Source organism: Actinomadura decatromicini, assembly GCF_008121305.1.
In the GTDB taxonomy this organism is placed as follows: Bacteria; Actinomycetota; Actinomycetes; order Streptosporangiales; family Streptosporangiaceae; genus Spirillospora; species Spirillospora syzygii.
Genome location: NZ_VSRQ01000003.1, coordinates 114,917 through 132,625 on the forward strand (window position 1 = coordinate 114,917; position 17,709 = coordinate 132,625).

Here is a 17,709-nt window from a genome sequence, read left to right on the forward strand (position 1 = left end):
ACCGGAGCAGATCGTGAGGGAAGGATCGCCGAACGTGACCATCCAGACGTTGCCGTCCTATCGGGCGGCACTTCCAGATACGCCCTACGCGCTGTGGGCCAGCGGTGAACTCGACGACTTCCTCCACCTCCCCGAGGGTTCTCGGGCCGAGATCATCGGAGGAGAGATCGTCGTGTCCCCCACCCCCACCGTGGCCCACGGCAACATGATCCACCGCGTCTCCAGCGCGATCGACCGGGCGAGATTCGCCGACCCGGCGTTCCCGTGGACCGCGCGGCAGGTGATGACGCTGAACCTCGCGGGCTTCGAGCAGGGGTACGTCCCCGACCTGATCGTGGCGGAGGACGGCGTCTTCGAAACCGCCGGAGACGCCGACGAGGTCGAGCTCAGGCCGGACGAGATCGAACTGGTGGTGGAGGTCACGTCGCGGAACCAGGCCGTCTACGACAGGCCCCCGGTCAAGGACGCGACTCCGCGAAGGCGGACCAAGTGGTGGGGCTACGCGCTGGTCGGCATCCCGTACTACCTCCTCATCGATCGGGACCCGAAGATCGCGAGCACCACGCTCTACTCGATCCCCGACCACGGCTCCCGCGCGTACCTGCACCAGGAGTCCTTGGAGTTCGGCGCGACCGTCCACCTCCCGGAGCCGTTCGACATCGAGATCAGCACCGCCGGATGGAGGCCGTGGAGGACGTGACCCGCGGCCTGTTCCCCGGCTAGAGGGTCTGGGAGAGGGCCTTGATGGGCATCTGGAGGTCGGTGAGGAGGTCCAGGTCCTGCTGGGGCGGGCGGCCCAGGGTGGTCAGGTAGTTGCCGACGATGATGGCGTTGATGCCGCCGAGCATGCCGTCGCGGGTGCCGAGGTCGCCGAGGGTGAGTTCGCGGCCGCCCGCGTAGCGGAGGATGGTGCGGGGCAGGGCCAGCCGGAACGCGGCGATGGTCTTCAGCGCCTCCGTGCCCTCGACCAGCGGGAAGTCGGCGAACGGGGTGCCGGGACGCGGCGCGAGGAAGTTCAGCGGGACCTCGTCGGGCTCCAGCTCGGCGAGCTGGCCGGCGAACTCGGCGCGCTGCTCGATCGTCTCGCCCATGCCGACGATGCCGCCGCAGCACACCTCCATCCCGGCGGCCTTCACCATGCGGAGGGTGTCCCAGCGCTCGTCCCAGGTGTGGGTGGTGACCACCGTGCGGAAGTGGGAGCGGGCGGTCTCCAGGTTGTGGTTGTAGCGGTGGACGCCCATCGCGGCCAGCTCGTCCACCTGGTCCTGGGTGAGCATGCCGAGCGAGCACGCGATGTTGATCTCCACCGCCTCGTTGATCGCCTTGATGCCGTCGCGGACCTGCGACATGAGGCGCTCGTCCGGGCCGCGGACGGCGGCGACGATGCAGAACTCCGTCGCGCCGGTCTTCGCGGTCTCCTTCGCCGCCTCGACCAGTTCGGGGATGTTCAGCCAGACCGAGCGGACGGGCGACTCGAACTTGCCGGACTGCGAGCAGAAGTGGCAGTCCTCCGGGCAGCCGCCGGTCTTGAGCGAGATGATGCCCTCGACCTCGACCTCCGGCCCGCAGTGCCGCATCCGCACGTCGTGGGCCAGCGCGAGCAGGTCGCCGACGCGGTCGTCCGGCAGGGTCAGGCACTCCAGCACCTGCCCGGCGGACAGGCCGCGGCCCTCGTCGAGGACCTGGCGGCGCGCGGTTTCGAGGATGTCGGTCACGGATTACTCCTTGTCCAGGCCGTAGCCGTCGCGGAACGCCGCGGCGTCGAACGCGCCGCCGAACGAGGGGGCGAGGCCGCGGTGGGCGGCGACGAGGAACTCCGCCGGGTCCAGCGCGCCCGCGCCCGCGGGCAGGGCGCCCGACAGGGGTCGTGCCGCGATCGTCTCCAGATCGCGGATGTTGCTGCGCATGGCGAGGTCGGGGTCGTCCGGCCACGCGCCGATCACCACGCCCGCGAGCTGGACGCCGCGGTGCGCCATCGCCTCCAGGGTCAGCGCCGTGTGGTTGAGCGTGCCGAGGCCGGGGCGCGTCACGACGACCACAGCGGCGTCAAGGCCGCGGGCCAGGTCGGCGATCGTGGCGCCCTCGTCGTCGTACCGGACGAGCAGGCCGCCCGCCCCCTCGACCAGCACCAGCCGCGGCCCGGTCCCCGCGTTCTCCGGCGCGGACAGGGCCCGGACGCGGTCGGCCGCGTCCGCCAGCCGCACCGGCGGCGCCCCGGCGCGGCGGGCCGCGGCGGCGGGCGACAGCGGGTCCGGGAAGCGGGCGAGCTCGTGCAGGTCGTCGATCCCGGCGAGGCGCCGGACCTCGTCCAGGTCGCCGGGCTCCCCGCCGGTCACTCCGGTCTGGCCCGGCTTGACCACGGCGACGGAGACGCCGCGCGCCGCGGCGACCGCCGCCAGCGCCGCGCAGACGACGGTCTTCCCGACGCCGGTACACGTCCCGGTCACCACGAGCACACTCACAAGGCGGCACACTAGCGCGGGGCCCTGGACCGGTCGGCGGCCGGATCCCACAGTCTTCGGCCGCCGACTTTGTATCGGGAGGAATCGGCGGGAACCGGACGGGGCGCGAGGGCGTCGAACCGTCATGGCCGGTCCGTACACACGTTCCCACCGGGTGCCGGCGTTCGCCTGCGCGGCCTTCGCGGCCTGCGCGGCGCTGACCTCCTGCGGCGGTTCGGAGACGGCGTCCGCGCCGTCCTCGCCGCCGCCGTCGTCCCCCGCACCCGCCAGCTCCCCGTCACCCGCCGCGTCCCCCGTCGACCGCTCCCCCTCCGCCGAGAAGCTCGTCCTGCGCTGGCGCAGGACGGGCGGCTTCGCCGGGGTCGGCGGCCCGGGCAGCGTCCCCGAGTTCTCCCTCTACTCCACCGGACGCGCGGTCGTCGCGTCCGGCGCCGCGTCCGGCGGGCAGCCGCCGGGCAAGCTCACCGAGTACCGGCTCAAGCCGGAGGCGGTGCGCCGGCTCCTGGACGGCGCCCGCGCGGCCGGGCTCGGCCGGTCCCACACCGTCGGGTCCGACCGGATCGCGGACGCGATGATCACCGTGGTCACGATGGACGGGGCCACGACCCGGATCATCCAGGCCGAGTCCCAGTCCGGGCCCGAGGCTCGGTTCCTCAAGCGCCTCGACCCGGCGGGCTGGCCCGCGTCCGACCAGGCGGCGAAGCCGAAGCCGTACGAGCCCGCGAAGACGGCCGTCCTGGCGGGCGAGACGTCCGGGGCGGGCACGGTCAAGGCGTGGCCGCTCGCCCCGCTCGGCGGCGGGGTCAGGGAGGCGGGCGCCGTCTGCACCCTCGCCCCGGCCCGGAAGGTCCCCGCCACCGGGCCGGACGTCGCGTGGCGGAGCGAGGGGAGGACGTACTCGGTCCGGCTGCGCCCGCTGCTGCCCGCCGAGGCGTCTTGTCGTGACATCGCCTGATTCAGTCTGCGTTGTGGGCCTATAGCCTGTTACGCCGGGGCCCGCGGTCGATCTGGCCGCGGGCGGCGGGACGGACTTGGAGCACCCTCTCGATGCGCACGCTGAACGGCAAAGAGCCGGTCGTCGTCCGGACGGCGGGACCGGAGGAGTACGACCTCATCGGCGACCTGACCGTCGAGGTCTACGTCGCGGGCGGGCTGGTGTCGTCCGCGTCGCCGTACGTGGAGAAGCTGCGCGACACCGCGGCCCGCGCCGCCGACTGCGAGCTGCTCGTCGCCGAGTCCGGCGGCGAGGTCGGCGGGGCCGTGACGTACTGCCCGCCGGGGAGCCCGTACGCGACGCTGGCCGGGCCGGACGAGGCCGAGTTCCGGATGCTCGCCGTCCTGGAGCGGGCGCGCGGGAAGGGGATCGGACGCGCGCTGGTCCGCGCCTGCGCCGACCGGGCCCGCGCCGCCGGGCTGACCGGGCTCCGGCTGTCGACGCAGCAGAACATGGGGGACGCGCACCGGCTGTACGAGCGGATGGGGTTCGTCCGCACGCCCTGCCGCGACTGGGCCCCCGCCCCCGGGATCGATTTGCTGACCTACTCGCTCAAGTTCTAGCCGTGCGATTCCCCGTGCTCGGCGCAGCGGGCCGTCCAGCCGACCGGGGTGACCTGGACGACCATCCGCCGCCGGCAGTGCCCGCAGTAGCGGGGCGGCTCCATCGCGCGGGCCGCGCGGCACGCGGCGTGGCCGTCCGCTGAGGCGGTGGGCTCGCCGCAGCGGTCGCAGTACGCCTGCACGTCGTTCGTCGACACGTCGTTCGTCTGCACGGCGCCACCCTATTCCGGTCGGCATTCCGGTCGTCGCGGCACGGTCGCGGCGCGCGGGGTCACGCGGGGGCCCGCATGTGGCCGACGAGCCGGGTGTCGTAGGTCCCGGCCGCGAACTCGGGACGGTCGAGCAGCTCCCGCAGGAACGGCAGGTTCGTCCGCGGGCCCTCGATGCGGAAGGCGTCGACGGCGGCCCGCGCGCGGCGCAGCGCGTGCTCCCGGTCGTCGCCGTGGACGCACAGCTTGGCGAGCAGCGGGCCGTAGTGGGCCGTGACGGCGCTGCCCTCGGCGTATCCGGCGTCGATGCGGATGCCGTCGCCGACCGGCTCCTCCCACACCTTGATCTCGCCGGTGCCGGGGACGAACCGCAGCGGGTCCTCGGCGTGGACGCGGAACTCGAAGGCGTGGCCGCGCGGGGCCGCGTCCGCGAACGAGACGGCCTCCCCGCACGCGACGCGGAACTGCTGCTCGACCAGGTCGACGCCAGTGACCAGCTCGGTGATCCCATGCGCGACCGCCAGCTGGGTGTTCATCTCCAGGAAGAAGAACTCGCCGGTCGCGGGGTCGACGAGGAACTCGACCGTCCCGGCGCCGCGGTAGCCGACCGTCTCGCCCGCGCGGACCGCGGCGGCGAGCAGCCGCTCGCGCAGGTCGGGGCCCACTCCGGGGGACGGCGTCTCCGCCGCGACCTGCTCGTGCCGGCGCTGGACGGAGCAGTCGCGCTCGCCCAGCGGGACGACCGTCCCGTCGGCGAGCCCGAGGATCTGCACCTCGACGTGCCGCGCTCCCTCCACGTACCGTTCGAGCAGGACGTCGGCCCGCCCGAAGATCTGTTCGGCGCGGGCGCGGGAGGTCTCGTACGCCTCGCGCAGCGCCGTCTCGTCGCGGGCGGCGGCCAGACCGATGCCGCCGCCGCCCGCGGCGGGCTTGACCATGACCGGGTAGCCGATGCGCTCGGCCTCCTCGGCGGCGGTCGCGGCGTCCGGCACCGGCTCCCAGACGCCGGGCGCGACCGGGACGCCCGCCTCCTTCATCAGGTTCCGCGCGTTGATCTTGTCGGCCATCCGGGCGGCGGCGAGCGGCGGCGGGCCGACCCAGACGTGGCCGCGGCCCGCGACGGCGCGGGCGAAGTCGGCGTTCTCGGCGAGGAACCCGTAGCCGGGATGGACGGCCTGCGCGTTCGTCCGGTCCGCGGCCTCCAGGATCGCCGGGACGTTGAGGTAGCTGCGCGCCGGGTCGTCCGGGCCGATGAGGACGGCCTCGTCGGCCTCCGCGACGAACGGCAGCGCGGCGTCGGCGGCGGAGTGCACCGCGATGGCCTTGACGCCCAGCGCGCGGGCCGTGTGGACGATCCGGCCCGCGATCTCGCCGCGGTTCGCCACGAGCACGGACTCGAACACGTGTTGACTCCCCCTCGCGAACGGCCGGGGCCGGGCGCCCCGCCAGGCCCGAGACTAGTGGGCCCCGCGCCGCGGCGGGACGCTCGACAGATCACGGGAATGCGGGAGGATGTCGCCGTGACGGGCAGGCGCGCGACCCCGACCGGCCGGTACGGGGGCAGGACGGCCGCCGAGCGGCGGGCGGAGCGCCGCCGCAGGTTCCTCGGCGCCGGGCTGGAGATGTTCGGCCGCGGCCCCGGCTACCGGGGCACCACGGTGGCGGCGCTGAGCGAGGCCGCCGGGCTGTCCACCCGGCAGTTCTACGAGGAGTTCCGCACCCTGGAGGACCTGCTCGCCGAACTGCACCGCGAGATCAACGACGCCGCCGAGCGGGCCGTCGTGGACGCGCTGCCGGGCGTCGCGGGCCTCCGCCTCGCCGAGCGCACCGCCCGCCTGTTCCGCGTGTACGCGGCGAGCGTCGCCGCCGACCCGGCGCGCGTCCGGGTCGCCTTCGTGGAGATCGTCGGCGCCGGTCCGCGGCTCGACCGGCAGCGCCGCGACCGCCGCGCCCGCTGGGTCGAGTTCATCCGCGCCGAGGCGGCGGGCGCCGCCGCCCGCGGCGAGATCCCGGCCCGCGACCACCGGATCGCCGCGACGGCGTTCCTCGGCGGCGTCAACGGCCTCCTCCACGACTGGAGCGCGGGCTGGCTCGACGCCTCCCTGGACGAGATGATCGACGAACTCGTCCACATGCTCCTCGGCGCCCTCAACGCCCCCGGCCCCACACCTTGACGCGGGGCCGGGGGCGTCGGGAAGCGGCGCCGGTCGAGGCTCAGGCGAGTTGGTGCGGGGCGGTGGCGCGGGACGACGGCGTGATGACGGCGAGCCGCGCGCCGGTCGGGTCGGTCATGACCGAGAAGCGGCCCGGCCCGATGTCGACCGGCGGGACGTGCACCCGCGCGCCCAGCTCGGCGGCGTGGGACGTGGTGGCGTCGCAGTCCGACACCCAGAAGTAGGGGATCCAGTGCGGCGGGAAGCTGCGCGGCCACCACTCCGCGATCGGCACCAGGCCCGCCACGGACCGGTCGCCGATCTTCCAGTTGGTGTAGTCGGGGGCGTAGTAGGTGCGGTCGACGGGCGTCCAGCCGAAGACGTCGCCGTAGAAGCGGCGGGCGTCCTGGACGTCGGGGCAGGCCAGCTCCACCCAGCACATCGTGTTCGGCTCGTCGACGACGCCCGCGCCCTTCAGGTTGAAGGGCAGCCAGAGCGCGAAGTCGGCGCCCTGCGAGTCGGTGCACAGCGCCATCCGGCCGAGGTCGCCGACGTCGGTGGGCTCGACGGCGACCCGGCCGCCGGCCTCCCGGACCGCGTCGAGCGTGCCGGGGACGTCGTCGGTGCGGAAGTAGCACGTCCACGAGGCGGGCTCGGACTCGTCGGCGAGCGCGTACGCGCCGGTGACCTCGGGGCCCTGGACGCCGCCGAGGGTGAAGATCTCGTAGTCGCCGAGCGGGGAGACGGTCAGCGTGTAGGAGTACCACCCGAAGACCTCGCGGTAGAACGCCTTGGACGCCTCCACGCTCGGGGTCGTCAGCTCCGCCCAGGAAGCGGTCCCGGGGGCGTGTCCGGTCACCTCGGGCATTCCTCCACCGTAGGGAGGGGCGCGCAATGTCCGATGCCGGGAAGCGCCAAGATCGCCCCAAAGTGTCAGGTGTGTTCGACCGCCTGGAGCAGGCCCCACACGAAGTGCGCCGTGACCGTGCCGCCGCCGGGCGCCGGGATGGTGGCGTGCCAGCGGCTCGGCGCGTCGCCGTCCTGGTGGGCGACCGTCCCGAAGTTCCGGCTGACGTCGTCCACCACGCACGACCATGGGACGAGGTCGTCGACGCTCTCCAGCCTCGGCACGGGGACGCCGCCCTGCCGGACGAGCCATTCGTGCAGCACCGTCCCGTCCGGGGCCAGGAGGATCTCGAAGCGCAGGCCGGGCCACAGCGGGAACGGCGGCCACCAGGCGACCGCGCAGTCGGCGTCGCCGATCCGGCGCGGCTCGACGGCGCCGGGCGGGCCGAGGACGGCCTCGTACCGGCGCCGCCCGCGCGGGAACGTCCGCGACCGGACGATCCGCTGCCAGCGGGCGTTGACCTCCCGCATCTCGGTGCGGGTGGCGGCGAGGGAGCGCATCGCGTCCTCGACCAGGCCGGGCTGGTAGTCGGCCATCCGGCGGAGCAGGACGAGCTGGAACTCCCGCCGCGCGAACCCGATCACGGCGCCCCGTCCACCCGTGCCTCGGTCAGGACTTGCGGGCGCCGATGGCGGCGGCGATGGCGGGCCAGCTCCGCACCAGCTCGACGCGCCAGTACTTCCAGTTGTGCATGCCCGGCCCGTAGAGGTGCGCGGTGACCGGGACGCCCGCCCGCCGCGCCGCCGCGACGAAGTTGTCGTTCATCACGCCGGAGAGCTGCTCGCCGATGCGCCCGGCGTCCCACGGCGCGGCGTCGGGGTTGTCGTGGGGCCCGGGCTGCCCGTTGCCGGACGAGACGTAGACGCCGACGCCCTTCAGCCTCGCCACCATGACGGCCGCGTCGTGCGCCTCCCAGTTCGCCCGCGCGGTGAACGGGTCGCCCCAGATCGAGGTGCCCGCCTCCCGGTTCATCGTCGTCAGGATGATCGGCATCCCCGGTGCGGTGATGTTGAGGGCGCCGCTGTAGGACGCGGCGTACCTGAACGTGCCCCGGTGGCGCTCGGCGTAGGTGATGGCGCCCTGACCGCCGGACGACAGCCCGATCGCGGCGCGCATGGACCCCGCGCGGAAGTTGCGTTCCATCAGCGGGATGACCTCGCGGATGTGGAACGTCTCCCACTCGGGGATGCCGCCCCTGCCGCCGTTCCACCAGTTGGTGTACGACCCGTTCCAGCCGCCCTCGGGCATGACGACCATCGCGTTGTACGGGCCGACGACCTGCTCGATGTTGGAGTCCTTCGTCCAGGACGTGTAGTTGTTGTTGCCGCCGTGGTAGGCGTACACGACGGGCCACGTCCTGGTCGTCTTGCGCGTCCAGCCCTTCGGCACCATGACGCGCGTCTTCACCCGCGCGCCGAGCGCCGGGGACGCGATCGTGACGTCGAACTGTCGCGAGTTCACCTTCTTGACGCCGGTGATGGTCGCGCCGTCGGGCGCCTTCGCGTACCCGCGGCCGCTCGTCCCGCCCGGGGTCTTCGGCTTCTTGCCGTGGCTGCGGGGGTTGGAGTCGGGGTCGTCCGGGGCGGGCGAGCCGCCGCCCGTCTTGAACGGGTTGGTGTTCGGCGGGACGTGCGGCAGCTTCGCCGGTTTCGGCGACGCGCTGCGGGACTTCGGCCTGCCCGGCTCGGTGGCGGGGCCGAAGGAGGGCACCGGATCGGAGGCCCCGGACGCCTCGGAGCGCCCCTTCGGCACGCCGATCCCGGCCTGCGCCAGACCGACCATGACGGCGGGCAGGAGGACGGCCGCGGCGGCGGTGCCCGCGAGGGCGATCTTCCTGTCGGTGCGCTTCTTCATGGGCTCCCCAGCCGGTCTTCATGGGCTCCCGGCCGGCCCGGAGCGCGTCCGGCGCGGCGCCCCGCATCGCCCGAAACTACTGTCCCCGCCGTCACGCCCGCAAGTATTGGCAATGAATGCAATAAAGGCGAGACTCGCGCCGCCGCCGCGCCGTTCCCGGCCCCGTCCCGGCGCTCGGCGTCAGGGCGCCCCGTTCGGGCGGACGGACTGGCTGTGCCGGAAGACGTCCCGCGGATCCCAGTGGCGCTTGACCTCCTGGAGTTTCCGGTATCCGTCCTTGTAGTAGAGCGTCTCCCACGACTGTTCGGACTCGTTCCACGGTTCGCCGTTGAGGTCGACGTCGGGGTAGCCGATGTAGCAGCCGTCGGTGACGTCGCCGTCCGCGACGGGCACGCCGCCGGTCGTCGCGAACGTCGCCTTGTAGGTGTCGCGGATCCAGGAGAGGTGCAGGTCCTCGGTGGGGTCGTTCTTCGTCCAGTAGACCTGGTACTGGAGCTTGAGGATCGAGTCGCGCTGCCGCGCCGCCGTCCTGTGCTCCGGCCGGTTGACCGCGCTGCCGTAGGAGTCGACCTGGATGAGCGCCTGCGGGTTGTGGTAGTCGGTGTACCTCTCGTTGCCGAGATAGGCCCACATCGCCTCGATCATCTGGTCGGTGAACGGCTTCCGCAGATACGCCGACTTGTATTTGCCGCAGCGGTTCTCCCCGCTGGAGTTCAGCGCCTGCGTCGCGGTGAGCCACGGCATCACGCGCGGAATGTCCATGTGGACGAAATGGTCGCCCATCACCGACTTGATGACCGTCGCGGCGGGCCGGATCCGCCCGTCGACGGCGTTCACGAACTCGGCCATCGCCTGCTGGCCCTCGGCATCGTCGGCCTCCACCTGGGCGAGCAGCCCGATCTGGCCGTTGCTCACGTGGTTGAGCTTGAGCAGCGCGAACAGCTTCCCCTCCGCCGTGGTCGGGTCCTGGTGGTCGCGGAAGTACTCGCCGTACGCCGTCACCAGATTCGCGAACTCGCCGACCGTGAAGTCCTTCCAGTCCCACGCGAGACCCGTCAGCATCACCTCCTTCGGCGGCTCCGGCAGCTCCCGGAACCAGAACCGGGTGACGATCCCGAAGTTGCCGCCCCCTCCCCCGGTGTGCGCCCACAGCAGGTCGTACAGCGGGCCCCGGTCGTCGCGGGTGGCGACGACGAGCTCGACGTTCTTGTACTCGTCCACCACCGCCACCTCCACCGCGTAGAGGTAGTCGACGGTGAGCCCGTGCTGCCGCGACAGCAGCCCGAACCCGCCCGCCGGGATGTGCCCGCCGAGCCCCACCGAGTAGCACGACCCGCCCGGCAGCGCCCGCCCGCTCAACGGGTACAGGTGGCTGTACACGTGCCAGTTCGTCGCCCCGGCCTGCACGCAGTACGCCTGCATGGCGTCGTCGTAGAACATGTCGCACATCGGGCTGACGTCGAGGATCACCCGTACGTCCGGGCCGCAGACGAAGTCCTCGTAGCAGTGGCCGCCCGCCTTGACGGTGATCCGCGTCCGCTCCGGGTCGTCGGGTACCTCGCGCAGCGCCGCGGCGAGCGCCTCCCGCACCTCCTCGGGCGTCCGCACCAGCCGGACGTAGTCGGGCCGCCCGATCCACCGCTGGTTGAACCCCCGGCTGAGCGCCGGATACCGCTTGTCCCCCGGCGTGACCCTCGTCGTCGGCACCGTCGACCCGTCGCCCATCCCCATCGCCTCCGCCCGCTCGAACCGAACGCGACAGACCCTTCCCACCCGCCCCACCGAGTAGTCGATCAGCAACACACAGTTAACCTCCGGGCGACGTCCTGCCCGCACGCCGGAGTTCACGGGGAGTTGAAAATTCACAGTGCGGGGTGGGCGGCTTGAAAAGGGCGGTGGGTGGGGAACTCTGAGCTGGCGCTTTTCGGGTGGGACGGGTGGTCGGAGGGTGTTTCAAGTTAACGATGGGCCATTGTCAGGTGAGGGTCGGCAGGTCATCGTGGCGGCTATCGCGAGCGTCCGGCCGGCCTTGGGGAAACCTCCGCAGTGTGGTCGGCGGCGCACAGAGCCAATGGCAGGTAGACCGTCATGTCCCGCAGACCGCATTTCCTTCTCGCCGTCGTCGCGGCGCTGGCCCTGGTGCTGGCCGGGGTCGCCGTTCCCTCGTCCGCGTCGGGCCCCGAGACATCGGGCGAGTACGTGGTGCGCGGGGTGCGGACCGTCCAGCAGCGCAATCAGGTCGCCGGGACCGGAGCGGCGATCGACCGCGTGCAGGGCGAGGAACTGCGGGTCAGCGCGCTTCCTTCGGAGGCTCGGGCCATTCGGAGGCTCGGCTTCGCGGTGACGGCCGCGCCGCCTCGGGCGGTCGGGCCGCTGAAGTCGGCGACGTCGTATCACACGTACGCGGAAATGCGCCAGGAAGTGGATTCGGTGGTGGCCGCGCATCCGCAGATCGCCAGCAAGTTCGTCGCGGGCAAGTCCTATGAGGGACGCGACATCGTCGGCGTGAAGATCAGCGACAATGTGGCCACGGATGAGAACGAGCCGGAAATGCTCGTCATCGCCAACATCCACGCGCGGGAACGGCTCACCGCCGAGCAGGCGCTCGACTACCTCGGGCAGCTCACCAAGGGGTACGGGACGAACAGCCGGATCACGAACCTGGTGAACGAGAACGAGATCTACCTCATGCCGATGGTCAACCCGGACGGCCAGGTCTACGACATGACCAGCGACACCCAGCCGGGACGGATGTGGCGCAAGAACCGGCAGCCGAACCCCACCTCGGTCGGCACCGACCTGAACCGCAACTTCAGCTACAAATGGGGATGCTGCGGCGGGTCGTCCAGCAACGGCGCGAGCGAGACGTACCGGGGCACGAGCGCCGAGTCCGCGCCCGAGGTGAAGGTCATCGAGAACTTCGTGCGGAGCCGGGTCGTCGGCGGCAAGCAGCAGATCAAGGTCTTCCTGGACATCCACTCGGTCGCCGAACTGGTGCTCTGGCCATTCGGTTATACGATGAGCGACACCGTCCCCGGGAGCATGTCCGCGGACGAGGAGGCGGTGCACCGCACCATCGGCCGCGAACTCGCCGCGACGAACGGATTCACCCCGGAGCAGGACAGCGACCTCTACATCACCGACGGCACGTCCGACGACTGGACGTGGGGCGACCAGCACATCGTGTCGTTCACGTTCGAGCTGGGCGGGGGCGACTTCTACCCGCCGCCGTCCGCGATCGACGGGCAGGTGCAGCGCAGCCGCGAGGCGCTGCTGCGGCTGACCGACTACGCCGACTGCCCCTACCGGGCCATCGGCAAGGAGGGCCAGTACTGCACCGGCTGATCCGCGGCCGGAGCCGGAGCGGGGCGCAGGTCGTCCGTGCTGGACCGCGCCCCGCTCCTCCGGCGGCTCATCCGAAGCGTTCGCGCAGGACGGGCAGGAGGTCCGCCTCCGCCCAGGTGCGGAAGTCCTTCTGGTGGTCGGGGCCGGACTGGCAGAAGGCGATGTGGGTGAAGCCCGCGTCCGCCCACTGCTGGACGGCCTGGACGTAGTCGTCCACGTCGTCCCCGCACGGGACGGACTCGGCGACGTCCTCCGGACGGACGGTCTCGGACGCCGCCGCGAAGTTCCCCGGCCCGGGCAGTTCGGCCATGACCTTCCAGCCGGGCGCCGAGAAGCGCCAGATGCGGTGCGCCCGCCGCTTGCACTCCTCGACGTCGCTCCCGAACGCGACCGGGATCTGGCCGTAGACGGGCTTCCCCGCGCCGCCCTCCTTGTGGAACAGGTCGACGACGTCCTCGACCGGCTGGTCGGAGATCAGCAGGTCGGCGTGCCGGGCGGCGAGCCGTCCGGCACGCGGGCCGAACGCGGCCATCCCGATCCTGACGGGCTGGTCCGGCAGGTCGTAGACCTTCGCCGAGTCGACGGTGAAGTGCCGGCCGCGGTAGTTGACGTAGCCGCCGCCGAGGAGCGCCCTGATGATCTCGACGGCCTCCTCGAACATCTCGTGCCGGACGTCCACCGACGGCCAGCCGCGCCCCACGATGTGCTCGTTGAGGTTCTCGCCCGCGCCGAGCCCGAGCGTGAACCTGCCGTCCGACAGGACGCCCATCGTGGCGGCCTTCTGCGCGACCACCGCCGGGTGGTAGCGCATGATCGGGCAGGTCACGAACGTCATCAGCGGGATGCGGTGGGTGGCCTGGGCGAGCGCGCCGAGCACCGACCAGGCGTAGGCCGAGTGGCCCTGGTCCTCCAGCCACGGGAAGTAGTGGTCGGAGATGACCGAGTAGTCGAAACCGGCCTCCTCCGCCTCGACCAGGTCGGTGACCAGCTGCTTGGGCGGCGTCTGCTCGCAGAGCAGCGTGTATCCGAATTCCATGCGGGCTCGATACCCGTCCGGACGAAGCGAATCGTCGGCGCCCCGCCGAATCGCCGGCGCCCGGCCGACTCGTCAAGTCTCGGTAAATCTCCTGCCGCCCGCGCGCCTTCTCAATGCCCGGGATTCGTCAATATCCGAGGAGGTCGATGAGGTCGTCGGCGTGCTCTTCCTCCTCTTCGAGGATGTGCTCCATCAGCCGCCGAGTGGTCACGTCGCCGTCCCCGAGCCAGCGGATTATCTCCTGGTAGGACTCGATGACGATGCGCTCCGCGACGAGGTTGTCCTGCAGCATTCCCTTGAGGTCGGAGTCGTCGAACGTGTCGTAGGTCGTGTGCGACCGCGTCGTGATGGTGGCGGGATCGAAGTCCGGCTCGCCGCCCAGCTGGTTGATCCGCTCCGCCGCGCGCATCGCGTGGTCGCGCTCCTCGTCGGCGTGCTCGTTGAACTCCGCCGCGACCTGCGCGCGGTCTATCCCGCTGGCGCTGATCGCGTGCCGGGAGTAGCGCATCCAGCAGACGATCTCGGTGGCGAGCACGTCGTTCAGCACGCCGATGACCTCCTCGGCGCTGCGCCGGTAGCCCTCCGTCACGGGGCCGTCGGCCATCTTCTGCCGGGCCCGGTCCCGGATCGCCGCCACGTCGATGCTGAAACTCCTGTCGGCCATTTCCGCTCCCCCTGGTCAGACCATCGATCTCCGTTCGGACGCCCCGGTCCTACCCAGCAAGGGCGCGGCATGCGCGAACGCCGAGATCGCGGAATCGCCGTCACCCCCCGTGTTGGCCACTGTGAGTCACATCTGCTATACGTAGAGCTATCTCGTCTCGACCCGAGGCGGGAGAAGGGACATCCGGTATCCACCTTGAGATCCGGGCGTGACAAGGAGAAAAGGAACCACATGAAGTCCTTCAGCTACACCGAGCTGGACAAGCTGGCCGGCGAGGTCCTGCCGGAGCGCGCCGTGCTGTCCACCCTTCTCGTCGGTGGCGGCAGCGACAACGACAACAGCAACCTCAACTTCAACCACGGGGGCGGCGGCCACGGCGGCGGCACCACCGCGGTCGTGCCGAACTGCCAGGCCATCAACAACAACCCGCAGGGCGGGCTCATCGGCGCGCTGGGGCTCAGCTCCAACAACCCGACCTCCTCGTTCACCTGCGCGAGCAGCTCGGTGGTCTCGGGTCACTGATCCGGCGACGCATGAAAGCGGGCCCCTGGCCCGTATGGGAAGGGCCGGCGTTCTCCCGTCGGCCCTTCCCCCCTTTCACGGCCCTTGTTCCACGACGCGAAAGCGATCCGATGAGCCACACGCACCCTCGCACGCTCACCTTCGCCGACCTCGACGGCCTCCGCGCCGAGGTCCTGCCCGGACGGCTCCTGCTGTCCGCCCTGGCGCCGCTCGGCGGCGGCGGGACCGGCGGCGGGGGCGGCGACACCACGATCGTCTACGCCTGTCAGGCGACCAACTCCCCCGGCACCAACGGCCTCCTCGGGACGGGCCTGTTCGCCCAGGCCCCGTACTCCTCGCTGACCTGCGTCCCGGGCACCGTCGTCCAGCAGCACGGCTGATGGGCACCCCGGCGACCCCGGCCGTGGACGGCGCCGAGCCGCCCGCCGCCCTCACGCTGCCCGCCCTCGTCGACGGCGCCGAGCTGGTCGGGGAGTTCAAGAACTCCGGCTACCGGGAGCCGCCCGAGCTCGTCCGGCTGCCGAACGGGCAGCTCGTCCGGCTGCCGCCGCTGCTGTTCCTCGTCGCGAAGGCGCTGCACGAGCACCGCGACCTCGCGGGCGGCGACGCCGCCGCGGCCCTCGACCGGGTCGCCGCGGCGGTCAGCGAGCAGGCCGGCGCGCGGCTCACCGGCGAGCAGGTCGTCTACCTGGCCGACCGCAAGCTCGCCCCGCTCGGCGTCACCACCTACAGCGACGGCACCCCGGCCCAGACCGTGAAGGCCGACCCGTTCCTCGGGCTGAAGTTCCGGGTCGCGGTCCTCCCCGAGTCGTTCACCTGGTTCGTCGGCGGGCTGTTCGGCTGGCTGTTCCGGCCGGTCGTGCTGATCGCGATGCTCGCCGCGTTCGGCGCCGCCGAGGGCTGGCTGCTCACCACCCGCTCCATGGTGGACGCGATCACCACGGCGATCATGAACCCGGTCAGCATCCTGCTGGTCATGGGGCTCGGCGTGGCGTCCTGCGCGTTCCACGAGGTCGGGCACGCGACGGCCTGCCGGTACGGGGGCGTGCGGCCCGGCGTCATGGGCTGCGGCATCTACCTGGTCTGGCCCGCGTTCTACACCGACATCACCGAGTCGTACCGGCTCGGCCGCGGCGGGCGCCTGCGCACCGACCTCGCGGGCGTCTACTTCAACGCGATCTTCGTCCTCGGGCTGACGCTCGCCTACCTGCAGACGGGGTTCGAGCCGCTGCTCGTCGCCGTGCTATACGTCAACCTGGAGATGATCCAGCAGCTGCTGCCGACGCTGCGGTTCGACGGGTACTACATCATGTCCGACCTGATCGGCATCCCCGACCTGTTCAAGTACATCGGGCCGATCCTGCGCCGGACGCTGCTGCGCCGCCCCGCCGACGCCCGGCTGGACGACCTCAAGCGCTGGCCGCAGGTCTTCGTGACGGTGTGGGTGCTGACGATCATCCCGGTGCTGCTGCTCCAGCTCGGCCTCATCATCAGCCAGATCCCGGCGCTCGCCGAGAAGGACTGGTGGATGATCCGGCGGCTCGCGGCGGAGGCGTCGGCGGGCGCGGGGGCGCTCGAACTGATCACGTCGGGGCTGCAGATCGTCCTGCTGGTCCTGCCGCTGGCCGGTGTCGCGCTGATCCTGTTCGGGATCGCGCGCGGGCTGGGGCGGTGGGCCGTCCGGTACGTGCGGGGCCCGCAGCCGCAGGCGTGACGGTCAGGTCTGCACCATCCGGTCCCGCGCGCCGTCCCCGAACGGGCCCTCCCACTCGACGAGCAGGACGGTCGCGTCGTCGTCGAGGCGTCCGGAGTGGTGCTGGAGGATGCTGTGGATGAGGCGGCGCAGCGTCTCCGGGACGGGCAGCCCGTCCGCCTCCCGCCTGATGATGAAGTCGACGAACCGTTCGAGCCCGAACTCCTTCTTGTGCGGGTCGCGGGCCTCCACGATCCCGTCGCTGTAGAGGATCACGCGGTCGCCGGGTTCGAGCTGCTCGCTGCACAGCTCGGGGGTGTCGCCGAGCCCGGTCCCGAGCGGCGCGCCCGGACGGCACTCCAGCGTCGCCACCCAGCGGCCGTCCCGGATGACCACGGGCGGCGGATGGCCGTGCGAGATCCAGGAGAAGAAGCCCGACCGCAGGTCCAGTTCGGCGAGCACGGCGGTGACGAAGCGGCCGCTCCCGTCCTGCTCGGCGAGGACCGCCTCGATCGCCTGCCCGGTCTCGACGAGGCCCGCGCCCTGGAGGCGGCTGTTGCGGCAGGCCGCGATGGCGAGGTTGGACGTCAGCCCCGCCGTGGTGTCGTGCCCCATCGCGTCGAAGATCGCGAGATGGGCCGTGTTCCCGGCGAGCGCGTAGTCGAAGGTGTCGCCGCCGAGCTTGTACGCGGGCTCCAGGGCGGCGCCGATGACCACCTGGTCGTTGGCGAAGGTGAGCGGCGGCAGCAGCCGCCACTGCATCTCGGCGGACACCGTCATCTCCCGGGTGCGCACGAGCCGGGAGAGCGAGTCGCTGTACGGGCCCTTGCTGACGATCATCAGCGCGACCAGGCCCGCGAGGTACTCGGCGTCGTCCTTCGCTCGGTCGTCGTCGGCGGGGATGGTGACCCTGAGCACGCCGATCCGCTCGGCCCCGTCGAGGATCGGCAGCCAGTACTGGCACGTCCCGTCGTCCAACGCCTGGCCGGTCACCGGCCGGAGGGTCTGGAACGCGCGGCCCGCGATCGTCCCCTCGACCTTGAGCTCCGGGATCTCCTGGCCCGGCTCGCGCCCGGCGTCCGGGCCCACGCCGGTGAGCAGGCGCAGCACGGTCTGCTGGAGGTCGACGATGTAGATCAGCGTGTCGTGCAGGCCCGCGTCCGCGGCGTGGAAGGCCACCGCGTCCGGCAACTGCTCCATCGACATCAGGTGGCTCGCCGCCACCAGTTCTCTCAGCATCGGTCGCCGTCCCGGGCCGTCTCCTCGACGTGATGTGCCGTTTCCGTTCCGGGACGGTGTACCCCGCC

General features: G+C 72.0%; 19 protein-coding genes. 8 read left to right on the plus strand and 11 right to left on the minus strand.

Translation table 11 applies throughout. From position 1 onward, the window contains the following. Positions 1-34 precede the first annotated feature (34 nt). Positions 35-700, plus strand: a complete 666-nt coding sequence (locus tag FXF68_RS14335; protein WP_187437922.1) for a Uma2 family endonuclease — start codon at positions 35-37, stop codon at positions 698-700. Between the two features lie 19 nt (positions 701-719). On the opposite strand, the gene bioB is transcribed toward FXF68_RS14335, so the two are convergent. Both bioB and bioD read right to left on the minus strand, forming a co-directional pair. After that, positions 720-1,715 carry a biotin synthase BioB gene (gene bioB, locus FXF68_RS14340; RefSeq protein WP_148759503.1) on the minus strand — a complete coding sequence of 332 codons (996 nt, stop codon included), beginning with the start codon at positions 1,713-1,715 and terminating at the stop codon, positions 720-722. Between the two features lie 3 nt (positions 1,716-1,718). Next, positions 1,719-2,462: a dethiobiotin synthase gene (gene bioD / locus FXF68_RS14345; protein WP_187437923.1), complete on the minus strand. Its 744-nt coding sequence runs from the start codon at positions 2,460-2,462 to the stop codon at positions 1,719-1,721. Positions 2,463-2,616: 154 nt separating this feature from the next. Between bioD and FXF68_RS14350 the strand changes: the two genes are divergently transcribed. Further along, complete coding sequence (locus FXF68_RS14350) at positions 2,617-3,417, plus strand: hypothetical protein (RefSeq protein ID WP_148759505.1); 801 nt, start codon at positions 2,617-2,619, stop codon at positions 3,415-3,417. Positions 3,418-3,509: 92 nt separating this feature from the next. Next, positions 3,510-4,019, plus strand: coding sequence for a GNAT family N-acetyltransferase (locus tag FXF68_RS14355; RefSeq protein ID WP_148759506.1), 510 nt, complete (start codon positions 3,510-3,512; stop codon positions 4,017-4,019). On the opposite strand, the gene bsaP is transcribed toward FXF68_RS14355, so the two are convergent. Together bsaP and FXF68_RS14365 are read right to left on the minus strand one after the other, a co-directional pair. Then, entirely contained in the window at positions 4,016-4,231 is a 216-nt protein-coding gene (bsaP, locus tag FXF68_RS14360; protein WP_246178684.1) for a biotin synthase auxiliary protein BsaP, read from the minus strand. The two genes, FXF68_RS14355 and bsaP, sit on opposite strands and share 4 nt — an antisense overlap. A gap of 59 nt (positions 4,232-4,290) precedes the next feature. After that, positions 4,291-5,631 (minus strand): acetyl-CoA carboxylase biotin carboxylase subunit, encoded by a 1,341-nt coding sequence (locus FXF68_RS14365; RefSeq protein ID WP_148759507.1) that lies wholly within the window; start codon positions 5,629-5,631, stop codon positions 4,291-4,293. Between the two features lie 117 nt (positions 5,632-5,748). On the opposite strand from FXF68_RS14365, the gene FXF68_RS14370 reads away from it, so the two are divergent. After that, positions 5,749-6,402, plus strand: a complete 654-nt coding sequence (locus FXF68_RS14370) for a TetR/AcrR family transcriptional regulator (RefSeq protein WP_246178685.1) — start codon at positions 5,749-5,751, stop codon at positions 6,400-6,402. A gap of 40 nt (positions 6,403-6,442) precedes the next feature. Here FXF68_RS14370 and FXF68_RS14375 read toward each other — a convergent pair whose 3' ends face one another. From FXF68_RS14375 to FXF68_RS14390, 4 genes are all read right to left on the minus strand, one after another. Beyond that, positions 6,443-7,249, minus strand: coding sequence for a VOC family protein (locus tag FXF68_RS14375; RefSeq protein WP_148759509.1), 807 nt, complete (start codon positions 7,247-7,249; stop codon positions 6,443-6,445). Between the two features lie 65 nt (positions 7,250-7,314). Continuing rightward, the gene (locus FXF68_RS14380; protein ID WP_246178686.1) at positions 7,315-7,872 is read right to left on the minus strand and encodes a hypothetical protein; all 558 of its coding nucleotides are present in this window, start codon (positions 7,870-7,872) and stop codon (positions 7,315-7,317) included. A 25-nt stretch (positions 7,873-7,897) separates the two neighbouring features. Continuing rightward, positions 7,898-9,142 carry an alpha/beta hydrolase gene (locus FXF68_RS14385; protein ID WP_148759510.1) on the minus strand — a complete coding sequence of 415 codons (1,245 nt, stop codon included), beginning with the start codon at positions 9,140-9,142 and terminating at the stop codon, positions 7,898-7,900. 180 nt (positions 9,143-9,322) lie between these two features. Next, positions 9,323-10,945, minus strand: coding sequence for an FAD-binding oxidoreductase (locus tag FXF68_RS14390; protein WP_246178687.1), 1,623 nt, complete (start codon positions 10,943-10,945; stop codon positions 9,323-9,325). Positions 10,946-11,230: 285 nt separating this feature from the next. On the opposite strand from FXF68_RS14390, the gene FXF68_RS14395 reads away from it, so the two are divergent. Continuing rightward, entirely contained in the window at positions 11,231-12,487 is a 1,257-nt protein-coding gene (locus FXF68_RS14395) for a M14 family metallopeptidase (RefSeq protein WP_148759511.1), read from the plus strand. Between the two features lie 67 nt (positions 12,488-12,554). Here FXF68_RS14395 and FXF68_RS14400 read toward each other — a convergent pair whose 3' ends face one another. Further along, positions 12,555-13,523, minus strand: coding sequence for a TIGR03557 family F420-dependent LLM class oxidoreductase (locus tag FXF68_RS14400; RefSeq protein ID WP_148759512.1), 969 nt, complete (start codon positions 13,521-13,523; stop codon positions 12,555-12,557). Between the two features lie 127 nt (positions 13,524-13,650). Then, positions 13,651-14,187: a ferritin-like domain-containing protein gene (locus tag FXF68_RS14405; protein ID WP_148759513.1), complete on the minus strand. Its 537-nt coding sequence runs from the start codon at positions 14,185-14,187 to the stop codon at positions 13,651-13,653. Positions 14,188-14,418: 231 nt separating this feature from the next. Here FXF68_RS14405 and FXF68_RS14410 point away from each other — a divergent pair, with 231 nt between their 5' ends. The 3 genes from FXF68_RS14410 (at position 14,419) to FXF68_RS14420 (ending at position 16,423) form a co-directional block, all read left to right on the plus strand. Continuing rightward, complete coding sequence (locus FXF68_RS14410; protein ID WP_067901808.1) at positions 14,419-14,709, plus strand: hypothetical protein; 291 nt, start codon at positions 14,419-14,421, stop codon at positions 14,707-14,709. 110 nt (positions 14,710-14,819) lie between these two features. After that, a complete protein-coding gene (locus FXF68_RS14415) occupies positions 14,820-15,089 on the plus strand; it encodes a hypothetical protein (RefSeq protein ID WP_148759514.1) in 270 nt (89 codons plus the stop codon). Beyond that, the gene (locus FXF68_RS14420; RefSeq protein ID WP_246178688.1) at positions 15,089-16,423 is read left to right on the plus strand and encodes a hypothetical protein; all 1,335 of its coding nucleotides are present in this window, start codon (positions 15,089-15,091) and stop codon (positions 16,421-16,423) included. The genes FXF68_RS14415 and FXF68_RS14420 overlap by 1 nt, the downstream gene beginning before the upstream one ends. A 3-nt stretch (positions 16,424-16,426) precedes the next feature. Here FXF68_RS14420 and FXF68_RS14425 read toward each other — a convergent pair whose 3' ends face one another. Next, positions 16,427-17,641 (minus strand): PP2C family protein-serine/threonine phosphatase, encoded by a 1,215-nt coding sequence (locus FXF68_RS14425; RefSeq protein ID WP_148759515.1) that lies wholly within the window; start codon positions 17,639-17,641, stop codon positions 16,427-16,429. Positions 17,642-17,709 lie beyond the last annotated feature (68 nt).